A 24,600-nucleotide genomic window follows, 5' to 3' on the forward strand; every position below is an offset into this window, starting at 1 on the left:
TATGCCGGCGCCCTTTTATCACAGGAGGACTCATGAAGCCGCGCGCCCATGTGGCGTGCGGCTTTTGATGAAACTTAAAATGCATCCGGATGAAAAAGGAAAGAAGCGCGACCCCGGCGGCCGCTCATGCCGCCGCTCCGCGCGGGATGCCGTTCTTCCAGGCTAAGCTCGCCGTGAACGAGCCGGGAGACGCACATGAGAAAGAGGCAGACGCGATGGCCGACCATGTGATGCGGATGCCCTCGCCCCAGGCCACTTTCGGCGGGGCCGGCGTTCCCGTGCAGCGGAAATGCGCCGCCTGCGAGCAGGAAGACGAAAAGTTACACCGTATGCCCCTGGCAGAGCGGATCACGCCGGTAACAGCGCCCGCAGCACAACGCAAATGCGCGGCTTGCGAAGGGGAAGAAGAGGCCCACCGTTCCGGAGATACGCCGGCGCCCGCCGTGGGCGCGGGAACGGAAAGCGCCATCAATGGCATGCGCGGGGGCGGACAGCCCATGCCCGCCGAAACGCGCGGGTTCATGGAAAGCCGCTTCGGCAGCGATTTCGGGAATGTGCGCGTGCATACCGGCGGCGACGCCGGCCAGCTCAGCAGGAACCTCAGCGCCAGGGCCTTTACGACCGGCAACGATATTTTCTTCAACGACGGGGAATATGCACCCCACAGCCATGCCGGCCGCCAATTGCTGGCGCACGAGCTCACGCACGTGGTACAGCAGCGCGGCACATTGGCGCGTAAAAAGATCCAACGCTACCAATGGCCGTTCCGCCTGCGGCAATCGCGCGAGGTGTCTGAAGCACGGACGGAAACCATTTCCGGTGCGCCCGCTGCTTACGCCGCCTGGAACGGTACTTTCAACTGGACATCGAGATTCAACATTGTGCTGGACGCGCTGCGCGGACGGGCCAATCTCATCATGCGCCTCCATTCCACGGCCACGCCTGCCGTACAAAGAGCCTGGGCCGCGGCGATCGAGAGCAGGTGGAGCAACCATATGTACCTGCGGATACAGCCCGTGCAGCCAAGGCTCGGCCCCTGCAAAATGCCCATTCATGTGGATATTCAATGGCAGCGGAGAGCGGCCGACGCACATTATTCCATCAACCCGCAAGGCGCCGGCGGCACCACCGGCGGGCGGGCTGGCGTGGGTGGAACGTCGAGCATGACGGATTGGGGAACGGCAGACAGGACAGACATCACCCACGAATTCGGTCACATGATCGGCAATCCCGAAGAATATTTTACCACCAACGGCACGAACTACGCCACCGGCGGCCGCAGAGGCTTCCGCGACGTAGGGGGCGGCATCATGAACAATCCCGCGGAAGCGGCCCGCCTGCGACATTTCAATTTATTCCGCGAACAGGTGGCCATCATGCTGCGCATCCCTCAATCCAACGTATCCGTTATTTACGACGACCCGGGCATCGAGCTCTGCAAGGTAGAACTGGGCGATTTCCCCACACCACAGCGGGAACCCGGCGATTTCCCGGAACGGCCCGCAAACCCATCAGAAGACGGAGGAACCGCATATGCTTAAAACATCCAACATAAAACCCCCGCGCGCTTCCGGCAACGGCCTGCAGGAACCCTTCCTCGTTCATACCCTCGGATTCCTCAAAGCCTTTACCATCGCACGGCTGGAAGCCCACTTCCGCCAAACCCCCTTCGCCCGCCCCGATGCGCCCGTGCCCGCGGAAAGCGACGACAGCTCATTTGCCCGGTACGTCCGCCACGCGGAACTGGCTTCCGAAGAACTGCTGCTGCTCGCCTGTGCCCTGGCGCCCGGCGTGGTAGCGGGTTTCTTCGATAACATCGTGCAATCGTACCTCCCGCAGGGCGGCGAATTCCCGGAATTCGGCGGCATGAAAGGCAATCATCACCGCGGTACTTTACCGACCGGTGAAACGGCCATGTTCCTCCTCGCCGGCAACGACGCCGGGCTACGGCTCAGGCTGCTGCCGCTTTTCGGGGATGGCAGCTATCTGTTCAGGAGCCGGATTCTGTCGCTGGAGCCCGTCCGCGCCGGGGAACCCGCGCTCAGCGGCCGCCTCATGGCCGATCCGGAATATGCGGAAGTGTTCATGACAGGCCACATCGCCCGCCCGAAACTCAGCATGCAATTCCCCGCAGAATACATCGAAACGCTGCTGGAGTGGGACGATCTCGTGCTGCCCGACGGCGTGCGCTCCCAGATCCGCGAACTGGAAAGCTGGATCACGCACCAGGGCGCGCTGATGCAGGAGTGGAACATGGGCAGGAAACTGAAACCCGGATACAGGGCCTTGTTTTACGGTCCGCCTGGAACGGGCAAAACCCTCACCGCCACGCTCCTCGGCAAATACACGGGGCGCGACGTGTACCGGGTAGACCTGTCGTCGGTAGTATCCAAATACATCGGTGAAACGGAAAAGAACCTTTCCGCGTTGTTCGACAAGGCGGAGGATAAATCGTGGATCCTGTTTTTCGACGAAGCTGACGCGCTGTTCGGCAAGCGGACCGGCGTCAGAGATGCGCACGACAAATACGCCAACCAGGAAGTGTCGTATTTGTTGCAGCGGATCGAAAGTCACGCCGGCCTCACGATCCTGGCGTCCAACTTCAAGAACAATATGGACGACGCGTTCATCCGCCGGTTCAATTCCATCATTTATTTCCCGCCGCCTCGGGCGGAAGACCGGTTGCTGTTGTGGAAGAAAGCGTTCCCGGCAGCGGCGAAGCTCCAGAAAGACGTGGACCTTAAAGCGATCGCGGAGCAGTTCGAGCTAACGGGGTCGCATATACTGAATGTAGTACAATACGTGTGTTTACAGGCGCTGGACCGGGGGAGCCCCCAGATCGCGCATGCGGACGTATTGCGCGGCGTGAAGCGCGAACTGGAAAAAGAAGGAAAATAACCCATCAATAATTTCATCATGATTACTCCAGCTATCAAACAGAAGATCATTGCCATCGTCAACGTGTTCGAAACGGGATCGGCCGAAGGCGAATACGACGCGATCTCCATTTTCCCTGACGGGCGGCACGGCTCGCGCCAGATCACCTATGGCCGCAGCCAGACCACCGAGCAGGGGAATCTCCGCAATCTCATCGGGCGGTACATAGACCTGAACGGCATGTTCGCGGACGCCTTCCGGCAGTACCTGCCGAAAATCGGTATCGTGCCGCTGGTAGACGACAAGGAATTTAAGCGCCTCCTGAAAGTGAGCGCCCAGCAAGATCCGCTGATGCGCCAGGCGCAGGACGAAACTTTCGAGATCCTGTATTTCGCCCCGGCCATGCACTTTTTCCTCGCCGAACAATTTGCATTGCCCTTGAGCTTGCTGGTGATTTACGATAGTTTCATCCATTCCGGCACCGTTCCGGGATTCCTGCGCGCACGGTTCGCGGAGCGGACGCCCCTGCGCGGCGGCGATGAAAAAGCATGGACATCCGCCTATACCCAAACGCGGCAGCACTGGCTGGCCACGCATCCGAAAAAGGTGTTGCGGCCCACGGTGTACCGTACCAAGACTTTCCTGAACGAAATGAACAAAGGCAACTGGATGCTCGATCAGCCGGTTAAAACGCAAGGCGTAACGATCCCGTAATCAACATGCATTCCAACCCCGCACCGCATATCGGGCAAGTACATCCCGGTAACCAGCCTGCGCAGGAACGCGCGGAAAGCACCGGCCACGAAGAGCGTCCGTTCTTCGGCGGCATGCCCGTGCAGGCGAAGCTGGAAGTGAGCCCGCCAGACGATCCGCACGAGCGGGAAGCCGATGCCGTGGCCGATGTGGTCATGCGATCGCCCGACCCGTCTGCCCCGCCGGAAATGCCCGGTGGCGCAGGTGCCTTCGCACAGCGGGATTATGCCGGCGCACCGGCGATGGCCGTGCAACGGTCTTGCGCGGCCTGCGATGCCGAAGATATGGTACAGCGGTCGACGTATGCGGGCGCTCCGGCGGAAGGGGTGCAACGGAAATGTGCGCAATGCGATATGGAAGGGGAATCGCCCGTCCAGCGGAAATGCGAACAATGCGGACCGGAAGACAAAGTGCAGCGGTCGGCATACGCAGGCGGTTTGACGGACCTGGTGCAACGGAAGTGCGCGCTTTGCGAGGCGCAGGACGACAGGCCGGTGCAGCGGAAATGCGAAACCTGTGAAAAGGAGGAAATGGTGCAACGCTCGCCCTACAGCAGCGTAACGGGCAGGAACGTCATCGAGCGGGATTGCGACGAATGCAAGATCGGGGAGGCGACGAAAGAGGAAAACGACGAGGAGGCCGAAACCGAAACGATAGGAGAAGAAGCGCAGCCGGAGGAAACGGGCGGCGGGGACGCGGGCGGTACCGTGAGCCCCAAAGCCGCGCCTGGCGGCGCAGGGCCCGCCAGCTCAGGGTTCGAATCGGCCTTGGGCGCCAGCAAAGGCGGCGGGCATCCGCTGCCGGCCGATGTGCGCGCCAACATGGAAGGCCGGTTTGCGCAGGACTTCAGTCATGTGCGCGTGCACCAGGGCGCCAAAGCCGCAGGAATGGCCGCGAGCATCAATGCGCAGGCCTTCACCCACGGATCAGACATCTATTTCAACCAGAATAAATTCGACGGCAGATCAGACGCCGGGAAAAGACTGCTGGCGCACGAACTGACGCACGTTGTCCAGCAAACCGGCGCAGCGCCCATCCAACCGAAGGTCCAGCGCGCAGAAGAAGTGAAGATCGGGAACTGGGCGCATCATAACATACAGGCCGGCATGCGGGGGAAAGACAAAAACCTCATCACCGAAGCCGGCATTCCCGGCGCCACACGCCACGGCGCCAAGATCAACAACGCCGGCTTCGCGGATTTGTATAAGGCCGACGGGCACGTGGTTTCCGCCGTTCAGGCCGAGATCCGCGGCGCGGGCGGCGATAAGGACGATGTGGATTACACCTACAAAGGGTTCATGCAGTCGGGCGTGCGCGCCAATGCCATGAAACAGAATGCCAACGCCATTAAGCGCGGACCGAAATACACCGCTAAAACCGATACCTGGGACTGGTCTCCCAACTTTCCGGATAACTTCTGGATCGGGGAGATCAAGCCGCTGTTCCTGTTCGATTTTCCCGGATCGGCCGGCACGCTCAGTGGTGCGTACAACCAGCAAAGCCACTACATCGAAGGGTTCCAGGAATTCGTGAAGCAAGTTTACAAAGACACGAACCGCCCCGGTAAAACCGGCAGCAAGGCGCCCGCCAAGATCAGCGGCCACGTGCTGGACCTGGACCCGCTCATCCCCGATGCCATCAACTACAAAAAATTCGATTCGCAATACAACCAGTACGGAAAGGACGCCATCCTGAAAAAAGATACCAAACAGCGTGTCTGGATTTATAATGTAGGCCACGGCATCGCCGTATACTTCCTTATCAACGACCCTTACGCTCCGCCGAAATATCCCGAACATATCGAAAACCAGCTCAAGCAGCTCGACCCGCTGTTGAAAGACCTCCGCAAGAAGAAACCCGACATGAACCCCGTGCTAGGCACAAAGCGCATCCAGAAGAAAGACGAAAAAACGGACTGGGATGCCGCGCACAAGAAATGGGAAGAGAAGCGCAAATCCTGGGCCGGCGGGCATGCGGGCGTGGAGAAACCGAAGAAATTCCTGAAAGAACAGGCCAAAGGGGTTTTCAAACGGGGGAAAGTAGACAAGGAACTGAAGATCACATCGTCTGCCGACCAGGCCAAAAAGCTGAAGCAGGTGAAAGACATCCGCTTCTGGAGCGGATTACGGGGGCGGATTTTCGGTGCATTGCGGTTTAAATTCTCCAAAACGTTCGATAGGGTAGAGGCGCTATTCGAAAAAGTGCGCGACAAATTCCGCAAGCACAAGCAAAAGGCCGAAACGCTGAAATCCGGTTCCGGCGTGTTCGACGGATGGAAGAAAGTAGCCACCAAGGTCATTATCCGCCTCGCGGTGAAAATATTCCAGGACATGGTCAGCATCGCGTTCGAGGGCTTCGTGAAATGCATGAACGGCATCCTGGGCGTGATCGTGAAGAAATACGAAAAGGGGCTGGAGGAAAAAGCGGACGAAATCCTGAAGGAGTTGCGCCCGCAATGCTGCGAGGTAATGGGTTTCAAGGAAATGTTCGACAAGGAGGTGGAGAAGCACGAAGAGGAGATAAAAATGTTCACCGATGCCATGGAAACCATCCAGCAATGGCGCGAAATCCTGGACAAGGTGGAAATCGCCGTAAGGTTGGGGGTACAGATCATGTCTTGCGGAGCGCCCCCCGCACTGGGTTGCCTTTGGGGATTGGTGGCGCAATTGGGCATTTCGGCGGGCTTGAGTTTACTGTCGAGGACCGATTATTTCGAGACGAACATCGCCCGGCCCGCGGCACAGGCGCTGATGGACGCCATCGTAGGCGAAAAGCTGCATAATTTCATGATCGACCTGCTGGAGGGCACGCCGCTCAAACCGTACCTCGCGGAAGCGGAAGGCTGTCAAAGGATGAAGAAAGGCAGTGGCGGCGGAATGGGGGCCATTGGCGCGGGGCTCGACAAGATCAATCCCAACGATCCCGCCGTGGCAAAAGCCCGCAAGGAATGGGAAGCCGAACATAAAGACGAAATCCTCGCCGACCTGAACAAAGTCTTCAAAAAAGGCGATAAAGCCATGACGGAAGAAGACTTCAAATCCATGGTAGACGCGCTGAAGAAATCGGGGAAGAAACCCGAAGAACTGAAACGCCTCCTGGAAACCGGTAAGGAAACGGCTTCCGGACAGATCGATTTCGACAAGGCCTTCAAAGCCGTAAGCCGCAAGATCGACCACGACAAAGCCAAGCGCACCAACCCCCGGTACGAAAAAGCCATCGGCTGGAAACCGGAGCTCTTCCAGCCCGGCGCCACCGACGCATCTTCCGAAGAATTCGCCAACGCCGTGTACGACCTCCAGGAATCCATGGGCGAATATGCGGACGGCATCGCCGGGCCCGGCACCACCCAGAAAGTCTACGAAAAGAAAGGCCTCGAAAAAGACCAGGTGTACAAAAACGCCAAAGCCCTCGAAGCTTCGGAAAAAGCCGAAAAAGCAAAAGCGAAACTGCTCAAGGAAATCGAGAACTTCTACAAAATCAAGGAAGTACAGGACGCCATGGCGAAAACGTACCCTTCAGACGATGAGATCCGCAAGGAGCTGAACACCGTCAACTGGGACGCCGTTCCCAACGGCGGCGCGCGCTTCCTGCAACGCAGCTACGGCGCCCTGCTGCTCATGAAAACCGACGCCGGTTCGCGGATGGGCGGAGCGGCGAAAGTGGCAGACCTGCTGTACGAAGGCGTTCAGTCGAAAGTAGTGGTCGATGTTTCCAACTGCTGGGTGCTCGACGATATCAGGGACTGGATGCAGGACCCCTCCGGCAAGGGGCCCGAGAGCTTCATCCGGGTAACGATCACCACGGAAGGCAAAGCCGAGAAACCCGCATACTTCATGTTCTCCGGCGAAAAGGCCGGCACGCAGACCAACCTCACCGGGGTCTTCCTTTTCTGGCGCTTCAAGGAATTCGATAAATAATCATTTTCCGCGCATCCCAATTCTGTGAGCCCAACCCCGAATTTTCCCTATTTTCGCCCCTTTACCAATCTAGTCGACATGAAAAGATTAATTGGCCCGGTTGTCTTGTTTTTGCTGGGCACCGCCGCCGCCAACGCGCAAACCGACCGTTGGCAGCAGCGCGTAAAATACAAAATGGATATCGCGATGGACGTAAAGTCGCATCGCTTTACCGGCAAACAGCAATTGGCATACACCAACAATTCTCCCGACACCCTTTTCCGCGTGTTTTATCACCTGTACTGGAACGCGTTCCAGCCCGGCAGCATGATGGACCAGCGCAGCCAGGAGCTGGGCAAGAAAATCGTAGGCAAAGATGCCCAGGGCAATAACCGCCACGACTGGGACGCCCGCGTTACCGACCGCATTTCCAGGCTCACTCCCGACGAGATCGGCTACCAGAAAGTATTGTCGCTCAAAATGGACGGCCGCCAGCAGTCCTGGAAAACGGAAGAAACGATCCTCGTGGTGCAGCTGGACAAGCCCATCCTCCCGCACAGCACCGTTACTTTCGACATGGAGTTCGAGGCGCAGGTGCCTGTTCAGATCCGCCGCAGCGGCCGGAACAACAAGGAAGGCGTAGATTATTCAATGGCCCAGTGGTACCCGAAAATGTGCGAATACGATTATGAAGGCTGGCATCCCACGCCGTACATCGCCCGGGAATTTTACGGGGTTTGGGGCGATTATGATGTGAAGATCTCTATCGACAGGAAATTCGTGCTGGCAGGTACCGGTTACCTCCAGAACCCCAATTCGATCGGGTACGGTTATGAAACGCCGGGCACGAAAGTAACGCGCCCTTCCGGAAACACGCTCACCTGGCACTTCATCGCGCCAAACGTGCACGATTTCGTCTGGGCGGCCGATCCGGAATACAAGCACATCAGTAAAAAAGTGGATAACTTCACCGCCCACTTCTTCTACCTCGAAAACGAAACCACCCGCGAAACCTGGCCGAAGCTGGCGGAGATGATCCCCACTGCCTACGCCTACATCAAAAAGCATTACGGCGAATACGCCTGGGACCAATATTCCTTCATCCAGGGCGGTGACGGCGGCATGGAATATCCCATGGCCACGCTCATCATGGGCAACGGCAAGATCGACGGACTGTACGGCGTGGCCATCCACGAATGGATGCACTCCTGGTACCAGGGTATGCTGGCCACCAACGAGAGCCTGTACCCATGGATGGACGAAGGTTTCACCACTTTCGCGGAAGACAATACCATCGGCGAAACGATCGATTCGCTGAAAGGGAAATGGCACCACGAAGGCAGCTACAACAACTATTTCATGCTGGTGCGCCGCGGCTTCGAGGAGCCGATCAGCACGCATTCCGATCATTATAACACCAACTTCGGCTACAGCATCAGCTCCTATTCCAAGGGCGCGGTGTTCCTCGAGCAGCTGGGCTACGTGATCGGCGCGGCCAACCGCGACGCGGGCCTGCACCGCTATTACCGCGACTGGCGCTTCAAGCATCCCAACGCGAAGGATTTCGTGCGCGTGATGGAAAAGGAAAGCGGGCTGCAGCTGGATTGGTACCTGCAATACATGATGAACACCACCCGCCATATCAATTATGCGCTGGACAGTGTATACGAATCCAACGGTAAAACCATCGTCGTGATCCGCAACGCCGGCGATTTCCCCATGCCCATCGATCTGATGGTGGAAATGAAAGACGGCCGGAAGGAACTGCATTACATCCCGCTGACGCTTATGTTCGGCATCAAACCCGCTGAAGACGAAAGCGTGCAGCGCATCGTGCACGACGGCTGGAAATGGACGCAGCCCAGCTACCGCGTGGAGCTGAACCACCCGCTGTCGCAATTGCAATCCGTGGAGATCGATCCCAGCCAGCGGTTGGCGGATATCGACCGGAGCAACAACAAAGCGGTTTCCCGGTAAAGGAAATTATCCAGATATAGGAAAGGCTCCCGGCACCGGGAGCCTTTTTTTATGCATATAGTTGCAGGTTAAAAGGTTTCGCAGTCGCGGCAAAGGTCCAGCTGCGATTTGCGGCGGCGCAGCAGGAGGTTGAGGTAGCGTTTGCGGTTTTCGGAGTGGAGGATGGAAACGAGGTCTTGTTGTTGGAGGTTGCCCACCACGCCTTTGCTGTTGAGGTCGCTGCAGCAAACGGTGATGTCGCCGTTGGGGAGGAGCACCATTTGTTTCATAAGCATGCTGCAACCGATTTTATGGCGTTTCTCGCGCACGGAAACCGTCGAAATTTCGCCGGCCCAGTTGTGGAGGCGGCGCAGTTCGAACCAGTCGAGCCCGTCGTACAGTTCCCGGAATTGGGGGTGCATCCATTTGGTGTGGAGTGGATTTCCGGCGGGGATGCAGGTAATGCCGTACAGGCGGACCGGTTTGCCGAGGCGGGCGTTGACGGCCTGAAGGTTTTTCACGTTTTGGAAGAAGACGGGCCAGATGGCGTTTTTGCGCATGGTTTCGAAGGCTTCCGGCGTTCCACCGTCGAAGCTGAGGCCGATCACGTCTACCACTCCGAGTTGCAGGATTTCTTCCGCCAGTTTTTCGCGCAGGAGCATGCCGTTGGTGAGCATGCGGATCTCGGGGAAGGGGAGGCGGAGGGCGCGGGCCTGCTGTTTGTATTTGCCGATGACCGCCAGCATTTCCAGCCGTTTGGGATGCAGGAGGATCTCCCCGCCGTTGTGGAGATTGATGACTTCCACTTTCCGGAACCGGCTATCGGCCATCATCTGGGAAAAGAACAAATCGAGGGTTTCGGCGCTGATGGCCTGTTTGGGCTTAAAATGATCGAGCGAACAAAAGGAACAGCGCAGGTTGCATTGACTGGCGAACTCGATATTGATCTCCCGCACGCTGAGGCGGTTTTTATGGCCGGGCATGCGGTAGTAATAGAAATAGTCTGCCACGTAGGCGAGGCCCTGGAGGGTTTCGATGAAGGGCCACAGCACGGGCGCGTGGTAGAACCATTTTTTGAATTGCTGGCGAAGCGAGATGTACATGGTTTCTCCGAATTGGTTTCCCAGTAACACACGCGTCTGCCGGCTTACCCTGAACGGTGGCGGAAAAAAATTACAGCCGGAAGTATAAACCGACGTGAACGCCAATCCAGCGGTCTTTCCAGGTTTTATTGCCTTCGCTGAATTTGGAGGAAATGGTGTAGAACGGTTTCATGGCGCGGTAGCCTTCTTCGGGAACGGGATCGTCGAAGATACGGTCGCCCGGTGATAAGCGTGTGCCGTTGTCGGTGTTGGTCCGGTTAAGCATGTTCCACGACAATCCGCCGACGAGGCCCCAGCGTTTGCCCAGCGTCCGTTCCGCCTGGAGGCCGATGCGGTGGAGCCTTTCCCTGACGTCGATGGTTTTCTGGATGATGATGCCTGAGTCCGATTCGAGTTTCTTTTCTACGATCCCGGTAGTGAAACTTGCCTGTACATGCCAGCGTTCGCTGAAAGTCCACCGGGTGCCGGCGCCGTAGCGCAACGAGCCGTAAGTGCCGTTGCTGCTGTAGCCGATGATGCCGTGCAGGATAGAAACGCCGGCTTTGAAGGCGCCGTTGGCGGGAAAATATTCCGTGGCTTCGATGCCTGCGGCCGTGTATCTGGCGAAGATGCCGTTGTTGATATCGAATGGCGATTTGCGTTCACGGATGGCGGGAGCGCTGCCGGTAACGGTTTGTGGTGCCGGGCGACGCTCCGGTACCAGGCGATACGCCCGCTGGCGGATGCGCTCGTCGGCATGTGCGGTAGGGAAGGGCAGCGGGAGCGATAGTTGGTTTGACGAAGTTCCTCCAATTGCCAGGTCGCCGGAAGAGGGGGCGGTATTTTGTTTGGAAGCGGGTTTGTCCGGCTTCGCGGCGCCGTTCAGTTGAGGAGGCGCGCTTTGTTCATTTGGAGATGCTGTAGTGGAAGTTTTTGAGATTATACTGTCGGAAAGGGCGCTGGTCCGCTCATCCGCAGCACTCTTCGTCCCATTTTGTGCCGTCTTGTCTTGCGAATGCTTTCCTTTCAATTCATCGGCTTTGTCGGTTGAAGTACTGACTGGGTCAGATTTCCTATCCGCAGCACCCTTCTTCCCAATCTGTGCCGTCATGTTTTGCGAATTGCTTTTCCCATCCTGCGCAGATTTCTTTCCTTGCAATACACCAGCGTTGCCGGTTGATGTGCCAGCTGGGTCGGATTTCCTATCTGCCGTACCCTTCTTCCCGTTTTGTGCAATAATCTTCGGGGAATTGAGTTTTCCGTCCGCTGAGGCTTTCCCTTCTTTCCTTGCATTAACATTATCCGCGGATGTGTTACCGTTCCGCGCTTCCGTGGCTGCTTTGTTTCGCTTTGTGAATATGATATGGTCTTCGTAAATCCTGTAATCTGCTTTCAGTTGCTGCTGCATTTCGTCCAGCAACGACTTCGCGGTATAGTTTTTTTGTGGAAGCCGGATGAGTTGCCCGGGCCGGATGGTGTTGGAACCGAAGGAAAACTGGAGCCCCGTTTGCCGGGAGATCTCCTTGCGCAGTTCGCCCGCCGTGATCACCGTGGAAGGCAGCGAAACCCGCTTGCGCAGCGCGTCCTGGCCCGCCGAACGAAGCGCGGAAAAGAGTAATAGCAGGGGCCACCATCGCAGTAATCGCCTATTCACAAGCATTTCCATAAATGTAAACCGTGTCGTTCGCTTTGCGATATTCCAGCCGCAGGGATTCCGTGATCACGGTCAGCACATAATCCAGCGGTTTGTCGGTAAAATGGGTGTTGATGCGGCAGTTGGCCAATGCGGGATTGTCGAGCACAACGGGGATGCCGTAAGCGGCTGTCAACCGTTGCACGGCTTCTCCCAGCGGCGTGTCGTTGAATTCGAACACCGTTTTGGAAGGTTTCAGTCCGGCTGCGGGAACGGGTGTGCCGGAGAATCGCGCTTCGCGCAGCAGGTAATTCCCTTTCATACCCGCTTTGAGCAACAACGAATCCGATTCCCCGATCGCCAGTACGGCGCCTTCGCTCACTGAAACCGTGATGCTGTCGGCGTATTGCTGCACATCGAAAACGGTGCCAACCACTTTGATCATCAACGGGCCCGCATGCACGCTGAAAGGGTTTTCGGGATCTGATTTGGCTTCGAATTCCGCGCTGCCACTCAGTTCCACATGCCGGCCGTCTACGAAAGCCGCTTTGGCGCCGGGTTGCAGCCTGGCCAGCGATCCGTCGGGCAGTGTGAAAGATTGTGGTTGTTTTCCGGACTCGAAAGTGGCTACGGGGTTGTTCGCAGGCGAAAAGTTGCGCAGGAGGAACCACGCGCTCCCGGCCAGCAAAACCACAGCCGCCGCCGCGGCCCATCGCGGCCAGAGCCGGCGAAGGTTGGAGGGCTGCCGCGCCTGTTGCCATTGCTCCCATGCGGCTGGTACGTCTGGCGCGGCATAAGGGCGCCCCGGGCCGGAGGAATCCCAGGCCTGTTGCAGCTTTTCGAAAGCAGCGGCGTTGGCGGGCGTTTCCAGCCACCGGCCTACGGCCATAGCCTCTTCAGGACCCGCCTCTCCGGCCAGGAATCTTACGAGCAGCTCGTCGGTGACAGTAATATGTGGTTGTGCGCTCAAGTCCGGTTTTAAGATAGCAATTTATCGATATATAAGTACGCCGCGCCGCCCAAAGCGATGTAATCCGCGAGTTTTTCCCGCAGGATGCGCAGCGCCTTGCTCATTTGCGTTTCCACGGTTTTAACGGAAAGCGATAACGTTTCCGCGATTTCCGTGTATTTCTTGCCCTGTTCCCGGCTGAGGGTAAAGATCAGGCGGCATTGCGGGGGCAATGCGTCGAGGGCTTCCCCGATCCTGGCGCTCAGTTCCGCTACGGCCAGTTTGGCGCCCGCGTCTCCCGTGGCGCCGGCGTCGTGGCGCGCCAGCCAGTCCGCATACTTTTTGCCGTTCCCTTCCTTCCGGATGCGGTTGAGGCAATGGTTGTGGACGGAGCGGTAGAGGTACGGTCCGATATCTTCCAGGTCTTTCAGTTCCTCCATCTTTTCCCATAACCGCGAAAACACGGCCTGCACGGCGTCGCTGGCTTCGTCGGGGTCTTTCAGCAATGTATGTGCATAGCGATGCAGTTTTCCATACCAGGTATGGAAAACGGACTGAAAGTTAGTAGCCAGGTATTTTTTTCCGTTGCTGTCCAATGTCGGGTTATGCGGCGCCGATAAACGGGCCGGCCTTCGCAATGTATGACACGCGAGCGGAAATATACCCCTATCGTCCCCGGAAAAATTTTTAGAAAATCACGCGTTCGAGCTGGGTTGGCCAGGGTTGCTCGGGTTTTTCGCGCAACTGGAGGGTGTGGAGGTGGTGATAATTGTGGTAAATGGTGAAATAGAGCACTTCCCGGGCCGTTAATTTTCCCAGCAGGGGATGGGGAAGCTGGTAGCGGTCGAGCTCAGGCTCGTCCCAGTTGCCTACCAGCCCGATCATTTTCGATTTCTGCTGGTCGAACTGTTTGAGGAGCGTTTCGCGCTGCCCGATTCCCGTTACGGGCGGGATGTAGGGCCGGGTAGACACAGCGCCATGCTGTAACAGGTCGCGGTACACGTCGCGGATCTGTTCGAAACTGCGCGAAGCTTTGGCGGGCTTGCCGAACCAGCGGAGGAAGAACCTGGGCATGGACAGGGCTTTATTGACGGGTTTGGCGCTGCGGATCAGGTGGTCGAGCTGCTGGCCGGCCGACCATTTCCCTTCCGGGGAAACAATGAACCGATGGTCGGACAGGGAGCCGATAAAGGTGGTAAAATCTGAAAAGCTTTTATCTAAAAGTTGCTGAATCTCTGGTTTTTGCATAATTGGGCGGGTTTCATTCCAACACATCGCATTCGAAGCCCTGCTCGCGTACGAAGCGGATCATGGACCCTTCGTCGACTTTCATGTCCACGACACGAAGCACCTTGTCGCAGTCTTCGATGTCAACGTTGCAGGACGTTACTTCAAAGGTATTACAAATTGCGCTGATAATGGTTTTACGGGCTTTCATGGTGCCGATATTGGTTTTGAATATCCCAATATTGGCTTTTACAGATACGGAGAGATGGCGTTGCATATGTCAGGTTTTGGATGTTTGAAAGGTTATTCCGCCGGTTTTTCGGCAGGCGTTTCTTCGTCGCGCTCCCATCTTCTTCCCCATCCGCAACGATCGAAATGGCTTTTCAGTTTTTCTTTCTGTTCGGGCGACAGGTGCTCCATTTTTTCCTGCATCCGTTCCCATTTTCTTCTTTTCCAGTTATTTTTCCTCTCATGGTCTTTCATGAATCCGCCGAAGAGGATTTTGGAAAGGATGAACAGGCCGAGGGCTTGCCAGAAGTTGATGACGGGGCCGTGGAAAAGCTCGGGTACGAGCCAGTTCCAGAGTAGCATGACGGCGAATCCGAATGCGGTGACGCAGGCGATGCCGAGGATGACGAATCCTACGATTTTCAATGCTTTCAGTCCTTTATTGTGCCTCATCTTATTATGCGTTTTTCAATTCGTTATACAATTGTGCCAGCCTTTCCCGGAGGTAAAGCACGGCGTATCTTTTGCGGGAGAGCAGCGTGTTCACGGGCACGCCGGTCATTTCCGCGATCTGTTTGAACGGTTTGCCTTCCACTTCGTGCTGAAGGAATACAAACCGTTGATCTTCCGGTAGTTCGTCGATCGCTTCCGTGATGGCTTCCGACATGAACTTGCGGAGCATGGGCTCGTCTGTCCGGGAATCCGCGGCGGCGAGGATGTCTGACAGGTAGAGGGGGCCGTCGCCATCCGCGCCCTCGAGTGCGTGGTCGGAGAAACGGTCTTCCTTCTTCTTTCTGAACCAGTCTGTTATACGGTTCCGGGCCACGGCGAAGAGCCATCCGGTGAGGGATTCGATCGGCGAGCCCCCGCGGAGGTACTGGGTGAACTGGTACAGCACGTCTTGCAGAATATCTTCCGCATCGGCGCTGTCGTCCACCCGTTTCCGGATGAATTGCAGGAGCCGTTGGCGTTCTTTTTCCACCGTTCGCTGTATGCGCTCGTTTTGTTCCAGGGCCATTGGTTTTTTTATGGAGAGCCAATCGTTCATCTTATGGTTAAAGACGAACGGGCAGGCCGCATATTGTAGGATTTCCGAACTTTTTTTACCGGTCCTTGTAATTTTAGGTGATGCACGACCACGCCCCATCTTCCACACCGCTATCCGGCCAGCTGAACCGGGCCTTCCTCATAGGGATCGGCCTGAACCTCCTGTTCGTGACCGTGGAAGCCGCTATGGGCGTGGCCACCGGCTCACTCGCACTGTTGTCTGACGCCGGCCATAACCTGAGCGACGTGGCCAGCCTGGGCCTGTCGATGGTCGCCTTCCGGCTGGCGCGCATCCCGCCAACCTCACAGTATACGTACGGCTACCGAAAAAGTACCATCCTCATTTCATTATTAAATGCCGTCATTCTACTGGTGGCCGTGGGCGCCATCGGCATATCGGCGGTCCGCCGGCTGCAACATCCGGTGCCGCTGCCGGGGGGAACGGTGGCCATCGTGGCCGGGGTGGGCATCCTCATCAATGCTGCTTCAGCGCTGCTGTTCCTGAAAGATAAAGATAAAGACCTGAATATCAAGGGCGCATACCTCCACCTGGTGGCGGACGCCCTCGTTTCCCTGGGCACCGTGGTGGCGGGGCTCGTTATGCTGTTTACCGGCTGGTTCTGGATAGACGCCGCCGTGAGCCTGCTCGTGATGATCGTGATCGTGTACAGCACCTGGGGGCTGATGCGGGACAGCCTGCGCCTGTCGCTCGACGGCGTTCCGGGCGGCATAACGGTGGAAAAAGGTGCAGGAACAGGCGCGTGGGATCCCCGGGGTGGTAGACATGCATCACGTCCACATCTGGGCGGTGAGCACCACGGAAAACGCCCTGACGGCGCATGTAACGATCGATGAGGCGCTGACGGGGGAGGAGGTGGAACGGGTGAAGCGCGACCTCAAGCAGCTGCTCGAATCGCTCAATATCGTTCACGCCACACTGGAAACGGAATACAGCCATGCCGGCGAACATGCCGGGTTCTGACTATTGGACCGATACCACGTATTTTTCCTGGAAAAATTCTTCGGGGAAGAGTTTATAGATCGGCACCATTTTGGGGCGGACGCCGCTTTCGCTGATCTCGGCCGCCAGGTCGCCTCCCTTGAGGCAGATAAGGCCGGTGGGGCCGCCTGCCGCGGGTTTTTTAATGAGGGGCTTGCTCCAGCGCCAGAGGTCTTTCAGGGGCGCTACCGCGCGGGAAACCACCAGGTCGAACTTACGGTTTTTGATGTCTTCGACGCGGGTGTGCTGGACGGTCACGTTTTGCAATCCCAATCCTTCCGCAACCGCTTCCACCACTTTCAGTTTTTTACCGATAGAATCCACGAGATGGAACTTCACTTCGGGGAAGAAGATCGCCAGCGGAATGCCGGGGAAGCCGCCCCCCGTGCCCAGGTCTACCACCTGCCAGCCGGCGGGCAGATCGGCCACGGCGGCGATGGCCAGCGAGTGAAGGACGTGCTTTTCGTAGAGCGACTCGATGTCTTTCCGGGAGATCACGTTGATCTTCTCGTTCCACTCTTTGTATAAAGGCCCCAGCTGTTCGAACTGCTCGAGCTGCCGGGGGGTAAAATCACTGAAATACTGTAAAATATGCTCCATGCTATTTCCACTTGTTCTTTCCTTTCGCGAAGAACAATGCGGGCGTGAAGATAACATAATATAGGAACATGAGAATGTCCATCAGCCACACGTACCAGAACAGGTCGCGCTCGTCGAGGGTTTTGAGGGCGAAGCCGGAAATGATGGTTTGGGTGATGATGCGAAGCCCCAGGATGCCGAGCGTGAAATACAGCATGGGCGTGTAAAACAACGCGAGCACGAGGGCGGGGTAGAAGAGGAAGTGCGTGAGGGAAAAGAGCCCGAGCAGGAATTTGTGCGCCGGGCGGTAATAACGGCCCGTAGACATATGCCGGGTTTTCTGGCCGAACCAGTGCTTCCACTTGCGTTTCGGCTCGGAATAGGCGAAAGCCATTTTATCGATCACCACGGCGGTATTCTTGCTGGTGGCGGCGCGGTTCACGAACAGGTCGTCGTCGCCCGAAGCGATGTGCTGGTGCGCGGTGAATCCCTTGTGCCGGAAAAACAGGTCTTTCTTATACGCCAGGTTGCGGCCTACGCCCATGTACGGGATGCCGGAAAGGGCGAAAGACAGGTATTGGAGGGCGCTGAAAAAAGTCTCGTAACGGATGACCTTGTTCAGGAAGCCGGGTTTCTTGTAATAGGGGCCGTATCCCAGCACGATCTCCTTGCCGTCGGTGAATCCCTGCGCCATCATCGACAGCCAGTGGATGGAACCGGGTTTGCAGTCGGCGTCCGTCAATACCACGGTGTCGTGCTTCGCGCCTTTGATGCCGATGGACAGGGGGTATTTTTTCCCGGGGATGAATTTGGCGGCCTGCTTGATCTCGATGTGGCGGTAATGTGGATAACCGTTCTCGATGGAAGCGAGGTAATATTTGGAATCGTCTTCCGAATTATCGTTCACCACGATCACTTCGTACGAAGGATTGGCGTGCACATGGTATCGCTGCTGCAGCACGGTGGGGAGGTTCATGGGAAGGCTCCTTTCCTCATTTTTGGCGCAGATGATGACCGACATTTCTTCCGCCGGAGGATGGTCGAGGTCGAAGTCGCGGCGGTAAAACGCTACGCGGGAAAAGAATATCAGGTAATACAATACCTGGATGCCCGCGATCGCGGCGAAAGTATAGAAGAAGATCAAGCCCAGATTATCTGACATAAGGGTCAAAAATATATGTTTTTATTTATCTATATAATGTTGTGGAAAAAATTAATATATCCACGAGGGGTGCGAATCCGGAATTTGCCGGGCGGGCAGCAAATGTACAGTCAATTCAGGGACAATTTTAAATTCAATACCTTTGCGTCCTGAAAAAAACAGCGAGGCTTTGGATTTCAAACTGATTACCACAGACCCCTCGGGCGCAAGAGCCGGGGTCATCACCACCGGCCACGGCGCCATCGAAACGCCTATCTTCATGCCCGTGGGCACCGTCGGCTCCGTAAAGGCCGTTACCCAGGAACAGCTCCGCAGCGATATCAATGCGCAGATCATCCTCGGCAACACCTATCACCTTTACCTCCGTCCCGGCACCGGTGTCCTCGAAAAAGCCGGCGGCCTCCACAAGTTCAACGGCTGGGAACGCCCCATCCTCACAGACTCCGGCGGCTACCAGGTATTTTCCCTCGCCGCCAACCGGAAGATCAAGGAAGAAGGCGTTGTGTTCCAAAGCCATATCGACGGGTCCCGCCACCTGTTCACCCCCGAAAACGTCATGGACATCCAGCGCAGCATCGGGGCCGATATCATTATGGCGTTCGATGAATGCCCGCCGTACCCCAGCGAATACAAATATGCCAAAAAAAGCATGGAGCTGACCCATCGCTGGCTCGACCGGTGCATCCGCCGCCTCGCGGAAACCGGCCCTATGTACGGTCACGAGCAAACGCTTTTCCCCATCGTGCAGGGCAGTACGTATAAAGATCTCCGCCGCGCCTCCGCCGAAGCCATCGCCAGCCGGAATTGCGCCGGCAATGCGATCGGGGGCCTCAGCGTGGGCGAGCCCGAAAACGAAATGTACGAGATGTGCGGCATCGTGACGGAGCTCCTCCCCAAAGAGAAGCCCCGCTACCTCATGGGCGTCGGCACTCCCTGGAACATCCTTAATAATATTGAGCTTGGCATCGATATGTTCGACTGCGTGATGCCCACCCGCAACGGCCGGAACGGCATGTTGTTTACGTGGGACGGTGTCGTGAACATCAAGAATAAGAAATGGGCGGAAGATTTTTCGCCGATCGACGCCAAAACGCCCTGCTTCGCCAGCCAGCACTATACCCGGGCCTATCTGCGCCACCTTTTCGTGGCCGGCGAGTTCCTGGCCCTCACGCTGGCGAGCATCCACAACCTGGCGTTTTATCTCGACCTGGTGAAAACCGCCCGGCAGCAGATCCTGGCCGGCACCTACGGGGAATGGAAGCGGAAGATGGTGCCGCAGTTGCAGACGCGCCTGTAACAAGTATGTTAAAATTGATCGTTATACGATATATTGCCCCGGCAATCCGCCGGGATTGTTAGCTTTGCAACCTGGCGGCAAGGCCGTTCCGAATAATCCATATGAAGAAGATCGACTGGTATATATTACGTAAGTTCATCGGTACCTTTATTTACTCGCTGATGGTGCTGCTGGTCATTTCCGTGGTGATCGACATCACGGAGAAGATCGACGACTTCCTGGAGCACGATCTCTCTTTCGGGTTCGTGTTCATGAACTATTATATCGGCTTCATCCCGCATATCGCGGCGCTGCTGTTCCCGCTGTTCATCTTCATTTCGGTGATCTTCTTCACCTCCAAAATGGCCTACCGCACGGAGATCGTGGCCATCCTCAGCGCCGGCGTGAGCTTCCGCCGGTTCCTGCGGCCCTACTGGGTAGGCGCTATCCTCTTCGGCGGTATCCTCTGGGCGGCCAACCAATGGGTGGTGCCCCGCGCCAACCGCATCCGCACCACTTTCGAAGCCAAGTACGTGAGCGCGCCCAAGGAACATAAAGCTTTGGAAGACAAATCGCTCCGGGTAGACACAAATACCTACATCACTTTCGGATATTACGATCCCAACTACCGTACGGGCACCAGCTTCATCCTCAACCGTATCGACGAGCAGAAACTGCTCTACACGCTGCGCGCGGAAAGGGTGAATTATGACACCGCCACCAAAAAGTGGAAACTGGAAGGGGTGACCGAACGGAAGATCAACGGGATGAAGGAAACGTTCACTACCCGGCAAGACACCGCGCTGAAGCTTTCGCTCGAACCGTCGGAACTGATCGAGGTGAAGAACAAGCAGGAGGCGATGACCACGCCCGAGCTCGACCGTTACCTCGCAATGGAAGAGTTGCGCGGGGCGGAAGGGCTCAATGTATATTATGTGGAAAAGTACCGGCGGACGTCGGCCGCCGTGGCCGTGGTGATCCTGGTACTGATCGGCGCCATCCTCTCCAGCCGGAAGGTGCGGGGCGGGAGCGGGCTGCACCTGGCGATCGGGATCGTCATCAGCGCTACGTATATCCTTTTCATGCAATTCTCCACCGTATTCGCCACAAAAGCCGACCTTGACCCGCTTTTGGCGGCATGGATTCCCAACTTTGTTTTCGCCGGACTGGCCTTTTATCTCTATTTAAGGGCGCCCAAGTAAACCGGCTGACCATTTTTGGCCAAAAACCGGAATTCCTCCGTTAAATCTGTCTTAAAACGGCGGGATTTAATTTTTTAATCATTACTTTTGTTCATTGATCGAATACGTTAATTTTTCTAAATCATTGTGGGAAAATGAGTTATATAAAAGAGAAATTCAAGGCAAAGGCAGATGAACTGGGCGCAGAGGTTAAGGACCTGCTCAAGAATCATGGAACAAAGAAATTAGACGATGTTACAGTGGCCCAGGCATACCAGGGCATGCGTGGCATTACAGGGCTGGTTACGGAAACGTCCCTGCTGGATGCGAACGAGGGTATCCGTTTCCGCGGATATTCCATCCCCGAGTTGCGCGAACATCTCCCGAAAGCTCCCGGAGGCGCGGAACCCCTGCCCGAAGGCCTGTTTTACCTGATGCTGATCGGTGAACTGCCCACGGAAGCAGACGTTCAGAACCTCAGCAGCGTGCTCGGCCGCCGCTCTCACGTGCCCAACCACGTGTTCGACGCCGTGAACGCCCTGCCGCTCAGCGCGCACCCCATGACCATGTTCACCGTGGCCGTGATGGCGCTGCAAACCGAATCCGTGTTCGCCAAAGCTTACGCCGAAGGCATGAACAAAAAGGATTACTGGAGCTATATGTATGAGGACACCCTGAACCTCATCGCCCGCCTCCCCCGCGTAGCCGCTTATATCTATCGCCGCAAATACAAGAACGACCAGCATATTCAGCCCGACGGCATGCTCGACTGGGCTGCCAACTTCGCCCACATGCTCGGCTATGAGGACGAAGGGTTCAAGGAACTGATGCGCCTGTACATGGTTATCCACGCAGACCACGAAGGTGGTAACGTGAGCGCCCACACGACGCACCTCGTAGGCTCCGCCCTCAGCGACGCTTACCTGTCGTTCGCAGCCGGCATGAACGGCCTCGCAGGTCCGCTCCACGGCCTGGCCAACCAGGAAGTGATCAAATGGATCCTCGACATGCGCGAAGAACTGGGTGGCGGCGTTCCGTCCAAAGAACAGATCGCTGCGTTCGTGAAAAAGACCCTCTCCGAAGGTAAGGTTGTGCCCGGCTACGGTCACGCCGTTCTCCGCAAAACCGATCCCCGCTTCACCGCGCAACAGGAATTCGCGAAGAAACACCTGGCCAACGACGAACTGGTACAGATCGTTTGGAGCGTATACGAAACCGTTCCCGGCATCCTGGGCGACCTCGGCAAGGTTAAAAACCCCTGGCCCAACGTGGACGCGCACTCCGGCGCGCTGCTCCTGCATTACGGCCTGAAAGAATACGAATTCTACACCGTACTGTTCGGCGTGTCCCGCGCACTGGGCGTGCTCGCTTCCCTCTGCTGGGACCGTGCGCTCGGCCTGTCCCTCGAACGTCCGAAATCCGTGACCACAGAGTGGATGAAGCAATTCGTCGAAGGTAAGGTGGAAGCTTCCGCCGATTAATCCGGTCGGACCTTAACATACGATATCAGCCCGGAAGCCATGGCTTCCGGGCTTTTTCATGACACGGAGCGTTTGCCTTTTCCTCTTAAATTGCCGTACTTCGTACCTTCGAATCAGCCGTGAGTTTCATCGCATCCATATTGAACAATCCGATCGAATACCTGAAGGGCGTTGGCCCGCAGCGGGGAGAGCTGCTGCGCAAGGAGATCAATATCCACACCTTCCGCGACCTGCTCGAATATTTCCCGTTCCGGTACATCGACCGCACCCGGATCGACAAGATCCGCGAACTCAGCGGGATGGAAGAATTCGTCCAGATCCGCGGGCGCATCACGCATATGGAGGTAGTGGGGGAGAAGCGCGCCAAACGGCTCGTGGCCACTTTCCAGGATGAAACCAGCCGCATGGAACTGGTCTGGTTCCAGGGATGGCAGTGGATGGAAAAATCGCTCCGCGAAAACGTGCAATACCTCGTGTACGGCCGCATGTCGCAGTTCAACGGCAAGCTGCAGATTTCCCATCCCGACATGGAACTGGTGACCGAGGCTACGGCAGACGGGAAGCAAACGCTGGAGCCCGTTTACTACACCACGGAAAAACTCAAGACCAGGGGGCTTACCGCCAAAGCCATCGGCAAGCTGACCCGCAACCTGCTCGAACAGCTTTCCCTGTCCGAAATCCGCGAAAACATTCCCGCGCCCGTTTTGCAGCTGTACCGGCTCATGCCGCGCGCGCAGGCTTATTTCAAGATACATCTCCCCGCCAGCGAGGAAGAGGCCCGGCAGGCGCAGCGCCGGCTGAAGTTCGAAGAGCTTTTTGTGGCGCAGGTCCGCATCCTCCGGCTCAAAATCCGCCGGCATAAAAATTCCCATGGCTTCGTTTTCAACGCCGTGGGCGATGTTTTCAATACTTTCTACAATCAACACCTGCCTTTCCCGCTGACGGGCGCGCAAAAACGCGTGCTGAAGGAAATCCGGAAAGATACCACCACCGGCCACCAGATGAACCGGCTCGTGCAGGGAGACGTAGGCAGCGGCAAAACGATGGTGGCGCTGCTGTCGCTGCTCATAGCGATAGACAACGGTTTCCAGGGATGCCTCATGGCGCCGACCGAAATCCTCGCGCAGCAGCACTTCAAAGGCATTTCCGAGCTCCTGAAGGATATGCCCGTCAACGTAGCGCTGCTGACCGGCAACATCAAGGGCAAGGCCCGCAAGGAAATCCTCGCCGCCACGGCGGAAGGGAATATCCACATCCTCATCGGCACCCACGCACTGCTGGAAAAAGAAGTGGTTTTCAGGAAGCTGGGCATGGCCATCGTGGACGAGCAGCACCGTTTTGGCGTGGCGCAACGGGCAAGGCTATGGGAAAAAAGCGACACGCCGCCGCACATCCTCGTCATGACCGCCACGCCCATTCCGCGGACGCTGGCCATGACCGTTTACGGCGACCTCGACGTGTCGGTGATCGACGAAATGCCGCCGGGCAGAAAGCCCATTACCACCGTGCATAAGACGGAATACCAGCGCCCGCAGGTGATGGATTTTATTAAGGAGCAGATAAAACTGGGACGGCAGGCGTATATCGTGTATCCATTGATCGAGGAGTCGGCCAGCCTGGATTTCGAAAACCTGACGAAGGGATATGAGGAAGTGAAAGCCTTTTTCCCAGAACCGAAATATTACATCAGCATGGTCCACGGCAAGCAGCCGCAAGACCAGAAGGAAGCGAATATGCACCGTTTCGTGACGAACGATACCCAGATCATGGTGGCCACCACGGTGATCGAGGTAGGGGTGAACGTGCCCAATGCCTCGGTGATGGTGATCGAAAGCACGGAGCGTTTCGGGCTGTCGCAGTTGCACCAGCTGCGGGGGCGCGTAGGTCGCGGGGCGGAACAGAGCTACTGCATCTTGATGACAGGCAACAAGATCGGCAAGGATTCGCAGGAGCGGGTGAAGGTGATGGTGCAGACGAACGACGGGTTCGTTATTTCCGAGAAAGACATGGAACTGAGGGGGCCCGGCGATATCGAGGGCACCCGGCAGAGCGGCCTGCTCGACCTCAAGCTGGCCGACATCGTCCAGGACCGCGCCATACTGGCCGCAGCGCGCGAAGTGGCGGAAAAAATCCTGTCGGACGATCCCGATCTTTCCCTCCCGGAAAACGCGCCGTTATACGATTTTCTCGCCACCCAACGGTCAAAATCGGCATGGAGCAAAATATCCTGACGGCTTTTGCGTTGTTCATCATGGAATGACCGGCAGGGATGG

21 protein-coding genes are annotated in these 24,600 nt (G+C 56.9%); 11 read left to right on the top strand and 10 right to left on the bottom strand.

Features of this window, described 5'->3' with window-relative positions; all coding sequences use genetic code 11:
• The first annotated feature begins 89 nt into the window (after positions 1-89).
• The 5 genes from ACQKLP_RS25800 to ACQKLP_RS25820 all read left to right on the top strand — a co-directional run bounded on the left by ACQKLP_RS25800 (position 90) and on the right by ACQKLP_RS25820 (position 9,503).
• Positions 90-1,541 (top strand): DUF4157 domain-containing protein, encoded by a 1,452-nt coding sequence (locus ACQKLP_RS25800; RefSeq protein WP_427326037.1) that lies wholly within the window; start codon positions 90-92, stop codon positions 1,539-1,541.
• A complete protein-coding gene (locus ACQKLP_RS25805; RefSeq protein WP_427326039.1) occupies positions 1,534-2,898 on the top strand; it encodes an ATP-binding protein in 1,365 nt (454 codons plus the stop codon). The genes ACQKLP_RS25800 and ACQKLP_RS25805 overlap by 8 nt, the downstream gene beginning before the upstream one ends.
• An 18-nt stretch (positions 2,899-2,916) precedes the next feature.
• Entirely contained in the window at positions 2,917-3,591 is a 675-nt protein-coding gene (locus tag ACQKLP_RS25810) for a chitosanase (RefSeq protein ID WP_427326041.1), read from the top strand.
• A 5-nt stretch (positions 3,592-3,596) separates the two neighbouring features.
• Complete coding sequence (locus ACQKLP_RS25815) at positions 3,597-7,547, top strand: DUF4157 domain-containing protein (RefSeq protein ID WP_427326043.1); 3,951 nt, start codon at positions 3,597-3,599, stop codon at positions 7,545-7,547.
• 78 nt (positions 7,548-7,625) lie between these two features.
• Positions 7,626-9,503, top strand: coding sequence for a M1 family metallopeptidase (locus tag ACQKLP_RS25820; protein WP_427326045.1), 1,878 nt, complete (start codon positions 7,626-7,628; stop codon positions 9,501-9,503).
• Positions 9,504-9,571: 68 nt separating this feature from the next.
• On the opposite strand, the gene ACQKLP_RS25825 is transcribed toward ACQKLP_RS25820, so the two are convergent.
• From ACQKLP_RS25825 to ACQKLP_RS25860, 8 genes are all read right to left on the bottom strand, one after another.
• On the bottom strand, positions 9,572-10,585 hold the full coding sequence (locus ACQKLP_RS25825; RefSeq protein WP_427326046.1) for a radical SAM/SPASM domain-containing protein: 1,014 nt from the start codon (positions 10,583-10,585) through the stop codon (positions 9,572-9,574).
• A gap of 70 nt (positions 10,586-10,655) precedes the next feature.
• The gene (locus ACQKLP_RS25830) at positions 10,656-12,218 is read right to left on the bottom strand and encodes a hypothetical protein (RefSeq protein ID WP_427326048.1); all 1,563 of its coding nucleotides are present in this window, start codon (positions 12,216-12,218) and stop codon (positions 10,656-10,658) included.
• Positions 12,211-13,167, bottom strand: a complete 957-nt coding sequence (locus tag ACQKLP_RS25835; RefSeq protein ID WP_427326050.1) for a FecR domain-containing protein — start codon at positions 13,165-13,167, stop codon at positions 12,211-12,213. Before ACQKLP_RS25835 ends, ACQKLP_RS25830 begins: the two co-directional genes overlap by 8 nt.
• Before the next feature lie 8 nt (positions 13,168-13,175).
• Positions 13,176-13,742, bottom strand: a complete 567-nt coding sequence (locus ACQKLP_RS25840; RefSeq protein WP_427326052.1) for an RNA polymerase sigma-70 factor — start codon at positions 13,740-13,742, stop codon at positions 13,176-13,178.
• A 91-nt stretch (positions 13,743-13,833) separates the two neighbouring features.
• Positions 13,834-14,394: a DinB family protein gene (locus tag ACQKLP_RS25845; protein ID WP_427326053.1), complete on the bottom strand. Its 561-nt coding sequence runs from the start codon at positions 14,392-14,394 to the stop codon at positions 13,834-13,836.
• A gap of 13 nt (positions 14,395-14,407) precedes the next feature.
• Positions 14,408-14,650, bottom strand: coding sequence for a hypothetical protein (locus tag ACQKLP_RS25850; protein WP_126247582.1), 243 nt, complete (start codon positions 14,648-14,650; stop codon positions 14,408-14,410).
• A gap of 26 nt (positions 14,651-14,676) precedes the next feature.
• Positions 14,677-15,054, bottom strand: coding sequence for a hypothetical protein (locus ACQKLP_RS25855; RefSeq protein WP_427326056.1), 378 nt, complete (start codon positions 15,052-15,054; stop codon positions 14,677-14,679).
• A gap of 4 nt (positions 15,055-15,058) precedes the next feature.
• Positions 15,059-15,619, bottom strand: coding sequence for an RNA polymerase sigma factor (locus ACQKLP_RS25860; RefSeq protein WP_341841283.1), 561 nt, complete (start codon positions 15,617-15,619; stop codon positions 15,059-15,061).
• Positions 15,620-15,729: 110 nt separating this feature from the next.
• Between ACQKLP_RS25860 and ACQKLP_RS25865 the strand changes: the two genes are divergently transcribed.
• On the top strand, positions 15,730-16,503 hold the full coding sequence (locus ACQKLP_RS25865; RefSeq protein ID WP_427326058.1) for a cation diffusion facilitator family transporter: 774 nt from the start codon (positions 15,730-15,732) through the stop codon (positions 16,501-16,503).
• Positions 16,457-16,630 carry a hypothetical protein gene (locus ACQKLP_RS25870; RefSeq protein ID WP_427326060.1) on the top strand — a complete coding sequence of 58 codons (174 nt, stop codon included), beginning with the start codon at positions 16,457-16,459 and terminating at the stop codon, positions 16,628-16,630. The genes ACQKLP_RS25865 and ACQKLP_RS25870 overlap by 47 nt, the downstream gene beginning before the upstream one ends.
• Here ACQKLP_RS25870 and rsmG read toward each other — a convergent pair whose 3' ends face one another.
• Together rsmG and ACQKLP_RS25880 are read right to left on the bottom strand one after the other, a co-directional pair.
• Positions 16,631-17,248, bottom strand: coding sequence for a 16S rRNA (guanine(527)-N(7))-methyltransferase RsmG (rsmG, locus tag ACQKLP_RS25875; RefSeq protein WP_427326061.1), 618 nt, complete (start codon positions 17,246-17,248; stop codon positions 16,631-16,633). It abuts the gene before it with no gap.
• Position 17,249: 1 nt separating this feature from the next.
• Positions 17,250-18,389: a glycosyltransferase gene (locus ACQKLP_RS25880; RefSeq protein WP_427326062.1), complete on the bottom strand. Its 1,140-nt coding sequence runs from the start codon at positions 18,387-18,389 to the stop codon at positions 17,250-17,252.
• Between the two features lie 169 nt (positions 18,390-18,558).
• Here ACQKLP_RS25880 and tgt point away from each other — a divergent pair, with 169 nt between their 5' ends.
• The 4 genes from tgt to recG all read left to right on the top strand — a co-directional run bounded on the left by tgt (position 18,559) and on the right by recG (position 24,558).
• Positions 18,559-19,686, top strand: a complete 1,128-nt coding sequence (tgt, locus tag ACQKLP_RS25885) for a tRNA guanosine(34) transglycosylase Tgt (protein WP_427326064.1) — start codon at positions 18,559-18,561, stop codon at positions 19,684-19,686.
• Positions 19,687-19,787: 101 nt separating this feature from the next.
• On the top strand, positions 19,788-20,867 hold the full coding sequence (locus ACQKLP_RS25890; RefSeq protein ID WP_427326065.1) for an LptF/LptG family permease: 1,080 nt from the start codon (positions 19,788-19,790) through the stop codon (positions 20,865-20,867).
• 134 nt (positions 20,868-21,001) lie between these two features.
• Positions 21,002-22,327: a citrate (Si)-synthase, eukaryotic gene (locus tag ACQKLP_RS25895; RefSeq protein WP_427326066.1), complete on the top strand. Its 1,326-nt coding sequence runs from the start codon at positions 21,002-21,004 to the stop codon at positions 22,325-22,327.
• A gap of 140 nt (positions 22,328-22,467) precedes the next feature.
• Positions 22,468-24,558 carry an ATP-dependent DNA helicase RecG gene (gene recG, locus ACQKLP_RS25900; protein ID WP_427326067.1) on the top strand — a complete coding sequence of 697 codons (2,091 nt, stop codon included), beginning with the start codon at positions 22,468-22,470 and terminating at the stop codon, positions 24,556-24,558.
• Positions 24,559-24,600 lie beyond the last annotated feature (42 nt).

The organism is Chitinophaga sp. NPDC101104, from assembly GCF_050277495.1.
In the GTDB taxonomy this organism is placed as follows: Bacteria; Bacteroidota; Bacteroidia; order Chitinophagales; family Chitinophagaceae; genus Chitinophaga.